Genomic DNA, 13,943 nt, shown 5'->3' on the forward strand with positions numbered 1-13,943 from the left:
TATCTCCTCGATCAAATAGAGAGAATACTCTTAATATCATTTCCACATCTCGTTTTGTGTTTATCTATTGTCTTTTTCCCTATTATTTTCCTCCAGATGGCGTTCTGATTTAACTCTTGAAGTGAATCAACAATCGGTCCATGAAAAACACAATTCCGTATTTCTTGAGGGCGTAAAGGGGTGCCTCCGGTGTTAAGCCGTTCGAAAATGTAAAACATACTGTCCGAACTGTTGGCTGGAGATAGTTGCCGAATATTGACCGCGCGAAGCACGGCGTTTTTTAGGCGCCGTTGGTCCGATTGAGTTAAATCTTCAAATCTCAAATTTGCGTAAGGGCTATCTTCAGGAAGCCCTGTAAGACGAAAAACGCGCCGTTTCCCAAGGTTTTCGTAGCCAAAATAACCATCAAAGAAAAATATTATTGATAGCAATCTCTGCTGCCCATCAATTACCAAGTTTTTATTCGTAGAATCTATGTAGAAAAAGACCTGAGGAACTGGTAATCCTAGAAGAAACGACTCTACTAAAAGGGAGGATTGCTTGATTGTCCATACGAAATTCCTTTGGAATTTAGGTATCGTTACATCTTTTTCATTCCACATCTCGTATATGACGCTTAGAGTTAGGGGTTTATCCCCTTGACGCAAGTATGTTGACTTCCTATATATTGGTCATCGATGGAGGACACGATGACCAAACTGACCGTTCGAGATTTCTTCGCCCGCTTCCCGGACGACGATGCGTGCCTTCATCATGTGATGGAAGTTCGCTACGGTGCGCGGCATGAGTGCGAAGCCTGCGGCAAGGAAAGCACCTTCCATCGTATCGCCAAGCGCAAAGCCTATGCCTGCGCGGCCTGCGGCCATCATATCTATCCGTGCGCCGGTACGATCTTCGAAGACAGCCGCACGTCGCTGCAACTCTGGTTCTATGCCATCTACCTGTTCGTGACGACGCGCCACGGCGTTTCCGGCAAGGAACTGCAACGGTCGCTTGGCGTCACGTACAAAACCGCGTGGCGCATGGGCCAGCAGATCCGCAAGCTGATGGGCGATGCCGACAACTTCGAAATGCTGCGCGGTCACGTCGAACTGGACGAGGCGTATGTCGGTGGCCGTCGCCCCGGCAAGCGCGGTCGCGGTGCCGAAGGTAAGACCATCGTCATGGGCCTGAAACAGCGCGATGGCCGGATCGTTACCGAAGTCATCCCGAACGTGAAGAAAACCACACTGCGGGATGTAACGCTGCGCAACGTCGAGCCGGGAACGACCGTCTCTACCGACGAACTGATGTCTTACGGCTTACTGGACGACGACGGGTACCAGCACGGCGCGGTGAAGCATGGTGCGAAGGAATACGCGCACTACGACTACCGTCACGACGCGGTACACCACACGAACCACGTTGAAAGCTTCTGGCGGCTGTTCAAGAAGTCCATTGCCGGGACGCACATTCACGTGTCTTCGAAGTACATGCGCCGGTATCTGGACGAGTTCACTTTCCGGTCGAACCATCGGAAGATGGAGAACGCGATGTTCGATCTTCTGATTTCGCGGGTCTGATGGTGGACGCTAAGGCGTCCATCAATTCAGACTCATCGACAGGACCGACGCCGCGCGCCTCTTCCTGAGCGATGAAATCCTTTAATCGTCCGGCCCGCCTCGCGGCTCTTAAGCTCAACATCTTCTCAACCCTCATGGATCACAACACGCTGCAGAAGCTCAGTATCTGCATCCCAGTCTATCACCCTGCAGTCCATGCTGAGAATGTTATGCATCGTACCAAGTGACGCCTTGTCTCGGACCATTGCCACTCGCTCCGGCGCCCCCTCTGATGCCTTAACATCTCGAAACTTGGTCGACGCCGCGTAGATGGAATTTCGATGATTGGCCACCGCCTCGAACACAGTCCTAACGTAGCTAGAGTTTACCATCGCGTCGAACGGCCAGTGGGTATTTGACGCCCCAACGATATCAACGTCCCGCGATACGTTCTTGGCCGAAAATACACGAACCAGCTTCGCATAGAGCAGGTCGCTGTCGTTTTCTTTCCTAGCCTCATCGACCTTCTGCGCTGCCAGAACAACGGCCTCGCACGACGCATTTGCAACAGACAGCGCGGCCCATGCAAGATTGGCTCGCGGCACATTTGTCACAGAAAATGCATGTTTGATAAACGCCAAGCCTAGCCGTTGAGCCACTTCACCCGCTTGCCGGACGAAGGAGGTTGCCACGCCCATTGCCTCCGCCTCGTCATACGCCAGGGCATAGTCGGACACCAGATAGCTATCTGTCTCCGTAAGGGGCGGAATCTTCTGGATTCGGACGGCGACACAAGAGCCATTGGGGTAAAAGACAGGCAGACGAATGAAGCAAGCGCCACTATCGGTCTCAATCACCGAGACATGTCGCGCAATCTCGTCTGCCACCGCCCCACAGATCGATGTCTTTGCTTCCGTCATAAGAATAGGTCGCCTTCTGGGCCCTCCGCCCAAGGATTGGGGACGTATTCAGCCAGGCCGTTGATTCTAAAGCATTTTGATGTTAGCGCAAGCAAGTCGGAAAAGGTGGCCGGATCAGGGCTAAGTGCCTCAGCAATCGGCAAATTGTTGGTTAGAAGTCTCCGCTGGTCGGTCAGCCAGTTACAACTAAACAGGTGCCTGTGGCTACCATACACGAACGTCTTGTGCAGATGTCCGCACGGACCCTTTGGAACATTCTTGTGGTATCCTTGGATCGGGCGCCACTCTATCCGGTCTATAGCACGGTCTGTGCGTCCGTCTTGCGGATACTCCAGCTGCAACAAGACGTTGGCGTTCGGTAAGTCCGCCCGGGCCTTTCCACGAAACGCGAGCCCTTCGCGCGGCATCCCTTCGCCGGTCTCCAGCGACAAAACAATCTGAAGGCAGCCATCCCCTGTCGCGCTCCAGCGCTGGGGGATCGCCACGCTTTTCTCAACTTCGAAAACTGTTGGCGTCTCTCCTGACATGCATGGATAAAACCACAACATGCACTAGAAATGCGACTCCCAACTTAACTTGCTCTCAGGGGATAAACCCCTAGAGTTAAATCAGATGGATATGTTGCTATGTCAAATGTGACATGCTTTCCTGTAGAATCAGACTCGCGTTCAGCATCTTCATCAATTACAATTTCGTCATCTTGAACATCTGACATTTTTTACTCTCCAACTGGGATTTGAAACGGTAGCATCTAGATGCGGCGTGTAGACGCCTTGCTGAATCGACCATAGGTTATCGTTTGTTTCGTCATTTGTGAAACGAAACTATGGATGTTGGGGGCAACCTAGGAGTTAATAAGAGCCCGGACGAGTGCCCTAACTAAGTATAAAAATCATAAGCTTGGTTTGGCTAGGCGCTTGATGGTCAGTTTATGCAGGTTTGCAAAGCTAGAACAACAGGTTGCTAACGGAAGAGAACCGTTCTCGTTGCCATCATTTTCATAAAGGTTTTCTATGCACGTGCCGCCTCTCGTTATCCTTGATGTCCAGGATGCCATCGACCAAACGGTTTGGAACGGCAAGAGCAATCCGGACTACCTGGCCGTGATTCAGCGCCTGCTGGCGCATTGGCGGGGGAAGGGCTGGCCGGTGGTCCATGTGAAACATGACGAGGCGACCCCGACTTCGACCTATCACACCCATGGCCCCTGGAATGCGATCAAGCGCGAGGTCGCGCCGTTATCCGGAGAGTCAGTGGTGGCGAAGACCCAGAACTGCGCCTTTATCGGCACGGATCTGGACGGGGTGTTGAAAGGGCTTGGCGCGGACGGCTTCGTGCTGACCGGGGTCGTGATCCACAACAGCATGGACGCCACGGTGAGGGTGGGGAAGGCCTTGGGCTATCGCATCCTTTTGCCCTCGGATGCGACCACGGCTGTTCCGGTCAGGGGCGCCGACGGCACAGTCTGGGACGCGCAAACCGTCTCGGACCTGACCCTGGCGATCCTGGACGGTGAATATGCGGAAGTTCTGACATCCGGCGCCGTCCTCACACGGTTCGCATAACCCGACAGTCAACCCAAAGCCGTGTTCCTGCGAAAGCAGGAACGTGCATCGTTCCGGTACGGTGCCTGGGGAAGGAAGGCTCCTGCTTTCGCAGGAGCACAGCTTTACAAACTCAGACGACCTTCAGAAGCGCGTGCTTCTTCTTGCCCATGGACAGTTTCACGACGCCGTCGATAGCCGAGTCCGAACCGAGGGTCAGGCTGTCGTCTTCGACCTTTTCGTCATTCACGCGGATGGCGCCGCCCTTGATCTGGCGGCGGGCATCGCCGTTCGACTGGGTCAGGCCGGCGCGGGTCAGGGCATTCAGAATGCCGATTCCGTCCGCCAGTTCAGCCGCGGAGACCTCGACCGTCGGCAGATCGTCGCCCAGGCCCCCCTGTTCGAAGGTCTTGCGTGCGGTCTCGGCGGCGGCTGCGGCCGCTTCCGCGCCGTGGCACAGTTTCGTCGCTTCATTGGCCAGGCGGATCTTCACGTCATTGATGGCGGCGCCTTCGGCCTTTTCCAGTTCCGCGATCTCGTCCAGGGGCAGGTCGGTGAACAGGCGCAGGAATCGGCCGACGTCGGCGTCCTCGGTATTGCGCCAGTATTGCCAGTAATCGTAGGGGCTCAGCCGTTCGGCATTCAGCCAGACGGCGCCACTGGCGGTCTTACCCATCTTCGCGCCCGACGCGGTGGTCAGCAGCGGCACGGTCAGACCATAGAGCGACGCATCGTCGGTCCGGCGTCCCAGTTCGACTCCGTTGACGATGTTGCCCCATTGGTCGGAGCCGCCCATCTGCAGGCAGACACCGTAGCGCTTGTTTAACTCCACGAAGTCGTAGGCCTGGAGGATCATGTAGTTGAACTCCAGGAAGCTGAGCGGCTGCTCCCGCTCCAGGCGCAGGGCGACGCTGTCGAATTTCAGCATCCGATTGACCGAGAAATGACGGCCGTAATCGCGCAGGAAGGGGATGTAGGCGAGCTTAGACAGCCAGTCGTCGTTGTTGACCATGATGGCGTCGGTCGGCCCATCCCCGAAGGTCAGGAACTTCTCGAACACCTTCTTGATGCCGTCGATATTGCGTTGGATGTCGTCGTCGGTCAGCAGCTTGCGCTGTTCGTCCTTGCCGCTGGGATCGCCGACCTTGGTCGTCCCGCCGCCCATCAGGACGACCGGCTTGTGGCCGTTCCGCTGCAGCAGGCGCAGCAACATGATCGGGACCAGGGAACCCGCATGCAGCGAATCCGCCGTGGCGTCGAAGCCGATATAGGCGGGGATCGGACCTTCCAATGCGCGCGCGTCAAGCGCTTGCATATCCGTGCACTGATGCAGGAATCCGCGGTCGCGGACGGCCTTCAGGAAATCCGAACGTAGCTGTTCCATGGTCGTAAAAACTCTGATTTGTCGGTTGAACGCGGCGCGGGATAGCATGAACCTGCGGACCCGGCAACGAGGGACGCCGACTGACCGTTGAATGCGGTGGGGAAGAGAAGATTGGGGAGATGGTTATGGCCAGGACGATGATGGCGCTGGGCTTGATGAGCGGCACGAGCTTCGATGGCATCGATGCAGCCCTGATCGAAACCGACGGCGAGTCGGTTCTGTCCACCGGGGCCAGTCTGACGCATCCCTATGACGAGGCATTCCGGGCGCGTCTTCGTGCCGTGCTGAGGGCGGAAACCAGGACCGCCGCCATCGACACGCTGGAACGCGATCTGACGGATCGGCATGCGGATGTCGTACAGTCGCTTTTGTCTGCAGAGGGCCTGTCGGCCGCCGATATCGACATTGTCGGTTTCCACGGTCAGACCATCAACCATCGGCCCGACCTCGGCTGGACCTGGCAACTGGGGCTGGGCGGGCGCCTCGCCAAGCGTGTCGGGATCGATGTGGTCTACGACCTGCGTAGCGCGGATGTGGCGGCCGGGGGGCAGGGCGCACCGCTTGCGCCCGTCTATCATCGTGCGCTGGCCGGGCGGCAGACCATGCCGCTGGTCGTGCTCAATCTGGGCGGTGTCGCGAACATCACCTTTCTGGAAGGTGCCGACGCGGACCCCGTTGCCTTTGACACCGGGCCGGCCAGCGCCTTGCTTGATGACTGGATTTCCCGCCACGGCGCCGGCGCATTCGACGAGGACGGCCGCATATCGCTGGCGGGGCGGGTCGATCGGGCGGCATTGGCGGCCCTGATGGACAATCCCTATTTCGCCCGCCCCTATCCTAAGTCGTTGGACCGGGACGATTTTGATCCGGCGCCGGTCGCGGGACTTGCATTGGAAGACGGTGCCGCGACGCTGGCGGCCTTTACGGTGGAAAGCGTGGCGCGGGGGGTGGAGATGCTGCCGACCGCGCCGATGCGTCTGCTGGTGACGGGGGGCGGTCGTCACAACCCAAGTTTCATGAACGGACTGGCGCGCCGCCTCGGCGTTCCGACCGCCCCCGTGGAGGAGGCGGGCTGGGACGGCGACGTACTGGAAGCCCAGGCCTTTGCCTTCATGGCTGTGCGCAGCCGTCTGGGGCTGCCGATCAGCTTCCCCGGCACCACGGGGGTGCCCCGTCCGATGACGGGCGGCCGCTTCGCACCCGGGCGCTGACGGCCTGGGCCTGCGCAATCAGCCGCGGAGCCGCTGATCCAGATAGCCGCTGACCGTTTCCTTCAGGTCGTCGACCTTGTTGGTGAAGAAATGGTTGGTGTCGGCCATCAGGTCGTAGTCGATGGTGATACCCTTCTGCGCGCGCAGCTTGTCGACCAGCTTGTTCACCTGCTCCGGCGGGACGATGTCGTCGGAATCCCCGTGCACGATCAGACCCGATGACGGACAGGGCGCCAGGAAGGTGAAATCGTACAGGTTCGCCGGCGGCGCGATGGAGATGAAGCCGTTGATTTCCGGCCGGCGCATCAAAAGCTGCATGCCGATCCAGGCGCCGAAGGAGAACCCTGCGATCCAGCAGTCGCGGGCATTCTCGTTGTAGGTCTGCAGCCAGTCCAGCGCGGTTGCCGCATCCGACAATTCCCCTTCGCCACGGGAAAACACCCCTTGAGACCGGCCGACGCCGCGGAAATTGAACCGAAGGCAGGAGAAGCCCCGCTTCGCGAAGGTATGATACATCTCATAGACCACACGATTGTTCATCGTGCCGCCATGCTGAGGATGCGGATGCAGGAACAGCGCGATCGGCGCGTTGTCGTCCTGTCCGTGTGTATAGCGGCCTTCGAGACGTCCCTCTGGACCGTTGATAATGACTTCCGGCATCAGTTCACCCCGGTAGGAATAAAGACGGTTTGCCCCTGCAATTCCGGCCCATCGCTTTAGACGTCAAGGCCTTGGGACACAAGTGTTATCGCGGCAAAGTGTTCGGCGGGCTCCTTGACGCCGTTTTTGCCTACCGTATATGTAGGGGGCGCTTCGGTGCGGGAAAAGCCGGTTCCGCAGGTAAGGGGGTGGAACCGGTCGGGTCGGAAACCGACCTTCGGGAGGGATCGCGAATTCTTTCCGGATGGTGCCCGACCCATGGAGAAACGGAGCTTCGCGACCACGCTGCACCGGCACTAGGACCGGTCGGCCGGAAAGGCACGGACCAGAATGTTCCAGACCATACGTTCCGATATCGACGCGATGATCTCGCGCGATCCCGCGGCCCGCTCCCGGATTGAAGTCGCACTCTGTTACCCGGCCTTCCATGCCATCATGCTGTACCGCGCCTCCAGCTGGATGTGGCGGCGCGGATGGCGCCTGTCGGCCCGCATGGTATCGCAGTTCGCCCGTTGGACGACGGGCATCGAAATTCATCCCGGCGCCACGATCGGCCGCGGCTTCTTCATTGATCACGGCATGGGCGTCGTGATCGGCGAGACCGCCGAGATCGGCGATAACGTCACGCTGTATCACGACGTCACGCTGGGTGGTGTTTCCCCTGCGGAGGATTCCGACGGACAGCGCTGCACCAAGCGCCACCCGACGCTGTGCGATGATGTGATCGTCGGGTCCGGCGCGCAGATCCTGGGCCCGATCACGGTCGGCAAGGGCGCGCGTGTCGGTGCCAACGCCGTGGTCATCAAGAATGTGGCCGAGAATGCAACAATGGTCGGTATTCCGGCGAAACCGGTCACCGGCAAGGCGGCCCGTGCCACGGGGGCGTTTTCACCCTACGGGACGCCGCTCGGCGACCTGCCGGATCCGGCCGCGAGAGCCATCGAGGGCCTGATGCAGCAGGTCGAGACGCTGAAGGCGCAGATCGGCGACCTGGAAGGACGTCTGGCCGAAGCCGAGAAGCGGCCAAGCTTCGGATTCTCGGTCGACAATGACGAGGGCACATCTCGCCAGCCTGCGAAAAAGTAAGCCTGACATTCGAAAAATGCGACGTAACGGCGCGGCCGAGGTGGAAACACTTCGGCCGTCTTTACATAGTGGTTGCAGGCACTAAATTTGGAAATGTCAGCGTTTGCTGATTGTTGGTAATAACCGACCGATATCGCTCAGGGATGGGAGGGGACGCGATCGGGTCGGGCGCAGGACTGGCTATGCCGACAGGCTGGCCGGGCCGCGAACGGCGGAGGATATGCGTGAGACTGAGCACTAAGGGACGCTATGCGGTGATGGCCATCGTCGATCTGGCGTCCATGAATGCGGATCGACCGGTGCCTCTGGCCGATATCGCGGAACGGCAGGACATCTCCCTGTCCTATCTGGAACAATTATTCTCGAAAATGAAGCGGGGCGGAATCGTTCGCAGCGTGCGCGGGCCCGGCGGCGGCTATTCGCTGGCCCGGTCGCGGGACGCGATCAGCGTTTCGGACATCTTGCGATCCGTGGACGATGAGACACGGCTGAGCCGATGTGTGCCGGCGTCGCCGTCCCGGTGCCGTCCGGGCGACACGCGCTGCGCCACCCATTCGCTCTGGGCCATGCTGTCGGCGCGCATGGAGGCGGTGCTGGACGGGGTTTCCGTTGCCGATATCTGTGACGGAAGGCTGGAGGTCGACTCTCTGGTGACTGCAGCCCAGGCCGTCGGCGATACGTGAACGTATAGAGCCTTTTCCCGCCGTCCCGGTCGTGAGACAAAGCGGCATGCGCCAGGCACCTGTCTATCTGGATTACAATGCGACCTGCCCGATCCTGCCAGAGGCGGAACGGGCCGTTCTGGCGGCGTTGGCCGCCGGGGGCAACCCGTCCTCTGTCCATTCCTTCGGGCGGACCGCGCGCGGAACCGTCGAGGAGGCGCGTCGCAAGGTGGCTGCCTTGGTCAGCGGCGATCCTGCGCAGGTGGTTTTCACATCCGGGGCCAGCGAGGCGAACATGCTGGCGCTGCGCGGGTTGGCCGGCGGGCGCGCCCTCGTTTCCGATATTGAACATGACAGCGTGTTGAACGCCATCCCGGAGGCGAAGCGACTGTCGGTCTGTGCGGATGGACGGCTCGACCTCGCCGATCTGCAGGCTGTGATCGCTGAAGGGGATCTTGTTTCCGTTATGGCGGTCAACAACGAGACCGGCGTTGTTCAGCCCCTGACCCGCATTGCCGAAATCGTGGCGCAGGCCGGCGGCCGGCTGCATGTCGACGCGGTGCAGGCGGCAGGACGTCTGCCGCTGGACATGGTGGCTTTGGGCGCGACGTCGGTCAGCCTCAGCGCCCACAAGATCGGCGGCCCGCCCGGCGTCGGTGCCCTTGTGCTCGGCCGTGGCGTCGCCCTGAAAGCCATCATGCCGGGCGGCGGGCAGGAACGCGGACGCCGGGGCGGCACGGAGAACACCCCGGGTATCGCAGGTTTCGGCGCCGCGGCGGACCGCGTTCTGGCTCAGCGCGAAACGGAGCAAGGTCGATTGGCTGACCTGCGAAACCGCCTGGAGATCGGGCTTTCGGAAGCCGGTGCAATACTCATCGCTCCATCATCGGAAAGGGTGGCAAATACGGTCTGCGCTGCCCTTCCGGGGGTTCCTTCCGAGAAGCAGGTGATCGCGCTGGATCTCGCCGGATTTGCCGTCAGTGCCGGATCCGCCTGCTCGTCCGGAAAGGTCAAGACCAGCCATGTACTCAACGCCATGGGTCTGCCCGAGCGGATTTCAGGGGCATCCATCCGCGTCAGTATGGGCTGGCGCACGACGGCGGAGGAGATTGAGGCATTCGTCGCCGCCTATGGGGCAATGGCGCGGCGTCTAGGCCAGTCCGCATCCGTCGCAGGCTGAACAGGAGCGCTGTCATGTCCAGCAACCGGCCCGAAAGACCGATCTATCTCGACTATCAGGCGACGACCCCATGCGATCCGCGCGTTGTGGATCGAATGATGCCCTATTTCAGTGAGGTTTTCGGTAACCCCCATTCGGCGGACCACCGCCATGGCTGGGATGCGGAATCGGCCATAGAGGCGGCACGCGGTCAGGTGGCGGAGTTGATCGGCGCGAAACCGCGGGAGATCGTCTTTACGTCCGGCGCGACGGAATCGAACAATCTGGCGATCAAAGGGGCGGCGCGTCACCGCCGCGCGACCGAAGGACGGACCCGTGTCGTGACGGTCGCCAGCGAGCACAAATGCGTTCTGGAGAGCGTGGCGCGGTTGGAACGCGAAGGGTTCGATGTCACCTATCTGCCGGTGAGGCCGAACGGGTTGCTGGATCTCGCAGTTCTGCAAGAGGCCCTGGATGAGCGTGTCGCCGTTGTGTCCGTCATGGCGGTGAACAACGAGATCGGTGTGATCCAGCCGCTTGAGGAGATCGGCCAGATGGCGCGGGCGGTCGGTGCCTGGTTCCACAGTGACTGCGCCCAGGCCTTCGGCAAGATCCCACTGGATGTGGATGCCCTGTCGATCGACATGATGAGTGTCTCCGGCCACAAGATCTACGGGCCCAAGGGGGTTGGCGCGCTGTATGTCCGTTCGCGCAAGCCGAAAGTTGTGCTGGAGGCGTTGATGGACGGCGGCGGCCAGGAGCGGGGACTGCGGTCCGGAACGCTGCCGACGCCTCTATGCGTCGGCCTTGGTGCGGCGGCGGAAATCGCATCGCGTGAAATGGCGGAAGAAGGCGACCGTCTGCGGGCGCTGCGGGACAGCCTTTGGGAGAGGTTGCAGCAGGACCTGCCGGGTCTGACCGTCAATGGCGATCTGGAACACCGCATACCGGGCAATCTGAATCTGACCGTCGCGGGGCTGGAGAGCACCGAATTGCTCGCAGCGCTCGATGGATTGTCGGTCTCGGCCGGGTCGGCCTGTTCGTCCGGCGCACAGGCCGCCAGCCATGTCCTGCAGGCCCTCGGCCACGATCCGGCAAAGATCGCTGCGGGTCTGCGCATCGGTTTGGGGCGATTCACCACCCGCTCCGATATCGATGCCGCCGCCGAGATGCTGCGTGATGCGATCTCCGGTCGCTGATCGATTGACTTAGTTGGGCGCTTGGCCCAAATAGCCCGGGTCGTCGCGCCGCCGAACTGCCACGAGAGGACGTTTCATGCCGAAAATCACCTTCGTTCACCGCGATGGAAGCGAAACCGTCGTCGATGCCAAGAATGGTCTGTCGGTGATGGAAACGGCTGTCGACAATGACGTCGAAATTGAAGCGGCCTGTGAAGGGTCGCTGGCCTGCGCGACCTGCCATCTGGTGGTGGAGGACCAGGATTGGTTCGACAAGCTGGATCCGCCCAGCGAAGACGAGGAAGATATGCTCGACCTTGCCTTTGGTCTGACCAAGACGTCGCGGCTGTCCTGCCAGATTCGCGTGACGGACGAGTTGGACGGCATCCGCTTCCGGGTTCCGGACGAAACCTGATCGGCCGCCTTTTGCCGCCTACCGAAGCCCCGCATTGCGGGGCTTTTTTGCTTTGTGCCCCTCGGCCCGGTTGCTAGGCTTCATCCTTTGGGACAGGCATATCGCATCCGGGGGAGCGGAAATGGGCGATCACGCGGCGGAAATCGAGACCTTCATGGAGGCCCTGAAGGCCAAGAACCCGGGGGAAACCGAGTTCCATCAGGCGGTGCACGAGGTCGCGCAGACCATCATTCCGTTTCTCGATACCAAGCCGATCTACAAGGATCTGAAAATCTTCGAGCGGATGTGCGAGCCGGACAGGACCGTGATGTTCCGCGTCTGTTGGCAGGCGGATGACGGAACGGTGCATGTCAACCGCGGCTTCCGTGTCCAGGTCAACAATGCGATCGGCCCGTACAAGGGCGGTTGCCGGTTTCACCCGTCGGTCAATCTGTCCGTGCTAAAGTTCCTGGGCTTCGAACAGCAATTCAAGAATTCGCTGACAGGCCTGCCGATGGGCGGGGCAAAGGGCGGTTCGGATTTCGATCCGAAGGGCCGTTCCCATGCTGAGATCATGCGGTTTTGCCAGGCATTCATGTCGGAACTGTTCCGGCATATCGGACCGGATGTCGATGTGCCGGCCGGCGATATCGGCGTCGGTGCCAAGGAAATCGGCTATATGTTCGGCCAGTACAAACGTCTGACGAACAAGTTCGAAGGCGTGTTGACCGGCAAGGGGCTGGAATATGGCGGATCGCTGATCCGAACGGAGGCGACGGGCTACGGCGCTGTGTATTTCATGCAGAACATGCTGGACGTCGCCGGTTTGGGCATGGACGGCAAGACCGTCGTCGTTTCCGGGGCAGGCAATGTCGCCACCCACGCGGCGGAGAAGGCGCATCAACTGGGCGGCCGGGTGGTCACGCTGTCCGATTCAGGCGGTTTCGTGCACGACCCTGACGGCATGACCCAGGAGAAGATCGACTGGGTGAAGGAGCTCAAGAAGAATGGCGGTCGGATATCGGAATATGCCGACAATTTCTCCGGGGCGACCTTCCACGAGGGGAAGCGCCCCTGGCATGTGCCATGCGATTATGCGCTGCCCTGCGCGACCCAGAACGAGATCAGCGAGGAGGATGCAAATGCGCTGATCAAGAATGGCGTGAAGGCGGTGTCGGAAGGGGCCAACATGCCGACGATGGACGCCGCTCAGAAGGCGTTTCAGCAGGCGGGCATCCTGTTCGGGCCGGCGAAAGCGGCCAATGCCGGCGGTGTTGCGGTTTCGGGCATGGAAATGTCGCAGAACTCGGCCCGTATCAGCTGGACCGACAAGGAATTGCGCAACCTTTTGAAGTCGACCATGGCCAATATCCACCAGACCTGCCACCAGTTCGGCGAAGGACACGGAAAGGATGGCGGTATCGACTATGTCCGCGGAGCCAATATCGGTGGATTCGTCAAGGTGGCGGACGCGATGCTGGCCTTCGGCGTCATGTAAAAGGGAACCGAATGAACGCTGGCCGGGATAGGGAGCACACGCCGACGCGACCGTCGGAACCGATCGATCCGCGCGAGATCGACCGCGCCCTGGCCCGAGGCGCGATGCAGAATCGCCGGCTGAACAAGGCCCTGTCGACAGTCACCCGCGAACTGGAACGCGACCCTGGCGCCCTGGCGCGGGTTCTTAGGCGCTGGATCAACGAATCGTAAATTGGCTGAACGATTCAATGGAAGCCGTCACCAGATTCACCTTGCATTGCGGTACTTTACGGCGCATGTTCCGCGCGTGGCGGCCCCGCAGCCGTTAAGAGTGACGAATGACTATGGTGCGATCCCGGCCGAAGGGCCCTGGAACCCGTACCGGAGACGGACTTCCTCTAAGCTTTGTGGGACGTGCGCCCCGGCCATGCATGTGCAGGTCGGGCACCAATGCGTGCCGGAGGACCAATGACTGGCCCCGGCACGACGCTAAGAACGAGTAGGACTACGAGATCATGGCCAAAGGCACCGTTAAATTCTTCAACACCACCAAAGGCTTCGGCTTCATTACGCCGGAAGGCGGCGAAAAGGACGTTTTCGTCCACATTACCGCCGTTCAGGCCTCTGGGCTGGATACGCTGAGCGACGGCCAGAACGTCGAATTCGACATCGAGCCGGATCGCCGCGGACCGAAGGCGGTGAACCTGCGCGCGGCCTAACAGCCC

The 13,943-nt window shown here is 60.2% G+C and carries 15 protein-coding genes and 1 pseudogene; 11 read left to right on the forward strand and 5 right to left on the reverse strand.

Annotation, left to right across the window (positions count from 1 at the left end; genetic code table 11):
• Positions 1–11 precede the first annotated feature (11 nt).
• A complete protein-coding gene (locus R8L07_15035) occupies positions 12–647 on the reverse strand; it encodes a DUF262 domain-containing protein (protein MDW3206850.1) in 636 nt (211 codons plus the stop codon).
• 42 nt (positions 648–689) lie between these two features.
• On the opposite strand from R8L07_15035, the gene R8L07_15040 reads away from it, so the two are divergent.
• Positions 690–1,562, forward strand: coding sequence for an IS1595 family transposase (locus tag R8L07_15040; GenBank protein ID MDW3206851.1), 873 nt, complete (start codon positions 690–692; stop codon positions 1,560–1,562).
• Between the two features lie 125 nt (positions 1,563–1,687).
• On the opposite strand, the gene R8L07_15045 is transcribed toward R8L07_15040, so the two are convergent.
• Both R8L07_15045 and R8L07_15050 read right to left on the reverse strand, forming a co-directional pair.
• Positions 1,688–2,461 carry a hypothetical protein gene (locus R8L07_15045; GenBank protein MDW3206852.1) on the reverse strand — a complete coding sequence of 258 codons (774 nt, stop codon included), beginning with the start codon at positions 2,459–2,461 and terminating at the stop codon, positions 1,688–1,690.
• 571 nt (positions 2,462–3,032) lie between these two features.
• Complete coding sequence (locus R8L07_15050) at positions 3,033–3,176, reverse strand: hypothetical protein (protein MDW3206853.1); 144 nt, start codon at positions 3,174–3,176, stop codon at positions 3,033–3,035.
• A 298-nt stretch (positions 3,177–3,474) separates the two neighbouring features.
• Here R8L07_15050 and R8L07_15055 point away from each other — a divergent pair, with 298 nt between their 5' ends.
• On the forward strand, positions 3,475–4,026 hold the full coding sequence (locus R8L07_15055) for an isochorismatase family protein (protein MDW3206854.1): 552 nt from the start codon (positions 3,475–3,477) through the stop codon (positions 4,024–4,026).
• Positions 4,027–4,138: 112 nt separating this feature from the next.
• Here R8L07_15055 and tyrS read toward each other — a convergent pair whose 3' ends face one another.
• Complete coding sequence (tyrS, locus tag R8L07_15060) at positions 4,139–5,389, reverse strand: tyrosine--tRNA ligase (protein MDW3206855.1); 1,251 nt, start codon at positions 5,387–5,389, stop codon at positions 4,139–4,141.
• Between the two features lie 125 nt (positions 5,390–5,514).
• On the opposite strand from tyrS, the gene R8L07_15065 reads away from it, so the two are divergent.
• Positions 5,515–6,600 (forward strand): anhydro-N-acetylmuramic acid kinase, encoded by a 1,086-nt coding sequence (locus tag R8L07_15065; protein ID MDW3206856.1) that lies wholly within the window; start codon positions 5,515–5,517, stop codon positions 6,598–6,600.
• Between the two features lie 18 nt (positions 6,601–6,618).
• Here the strand turns inward: R8L07_15065 and R8L07_15070 are convergent, their stop codons facing one another.
• Positions 6,619–7,260: an alpha/beta hydrolase gene (locus R8L07_15070; protein ID MDW3206857.1), complete on the reverse strand. Its 642-nt coding sequence runs from the start codon at positions 7,258–7,260 to the stop codon at positions 6,619–6,621.
• Positions 7,261–7,587: 327 nt separating this feature from the next.
• On the opposite strand from R8L07_15070, the pseudogene epsC reads away from it, so the two are divergent.
• From epsC to R8L07_15110, 8 genes and pseudogenes are all read left to right on the forward strand, one after another.
• Positions 7,588–8,346, forward strand: a pseudogene (gene epsC / locus R8L07_15075) (serine O-acetyltransferase EpsC).
• 224 nt (positions 8,347–8,570) lie between these two features.
• Entirely contained in the window at positions 8,571–9,029 is a 459-nt protein-coding gene (locus tag R8L07_15080; GenBank protein MDW3206858.1) for an Rrf2 family transcriptional regulator, read from the forward strand.
• 46 nt (positions 9,030–9,075) lie between these two features.
• The gene (locus tag R8L07_15085; protein MDW3206859.1) at positions 9,076–10,188 is read left to right on the forward strand and encodes a cysteine desulfurase family protein; all 1,113 of its coding nucleotides are present in this window, start codon (positions 9,076–9,078) and stop codon (positions 10,186–10,188) included.
• A gap of 14 nt (positions 10,189–10,202) precedes the next feature.
• The gene (locus R8L07_15090) at positions 10,203–11,366 is read left to right on the forward strand and encodes an aminotransferase class V-fold PLP-dependent enzyme (protein ID MDW3206860.1); all 1,164 of its coding nucleotides are present in this window, start codon (positions 10,203–10,205) and stop codon (positions 11,364–11,366) included.
• A 76-nt stretch (positions 11,367–11,442) separates the two neighbouring features.
• Positions 11,443–11,760, forward strand: coding sequence for a ferredoxin family 2Fe-2S iron-sulfur cluster binding protein (locus tag R8L07_15095; GenBank protein MDW3206861.1), 318 nt, complete (start codon positions 11,443–11,445; stop codon positions 11,758–11,760).
• Between the two features lie 121 nt (positions 11,761–11,881).
• Positions 11,882–13,237, forward strand: a complete 1,356-nt coding sequence (gene gdhA / locus R8L07_15100) for an NADP-specific glutamate dehydrogenase (GenBank protein ID MDW3206862.1) — start codon at positions 11,882–11,884, stop codon at positions 13,235–13,237.
• An 11-nt stretch (positions 13,238–13,248) separates the two neighbouring features.
• Entirely contained in the window at positions 13,249–13,449 is a 201-nt protein-coding gene (locus tag R8L07_15105; GenBank protein MDW3206863.1) for a hypothetical protein, read from the forward strand.
• 281 nt (positions 13,450–13,730) lie between these two features.
• On the forward strand, positions 13,731–13,937 hold the full coding sequence (locus tag R8L07_15110; GenBank protein MDW3206864.1) for a cold-shock protein: 207 nt from the start codon (positions 13,731–13,733) through the stop codon (positions 13,935–13,937).
• Positions 13,938–13,943 lie beyond the last annotated feature (6 nt).

Source organism: Alphaproteobacteria bacterium (genome assembly GCA_033344895.1).
Classification (GTDB): domain Bacteria; phylum Pseudomonadota; class Alphaproteobacteria; order UBA8366; family Aestuariispiraceae; genus Pacificispira.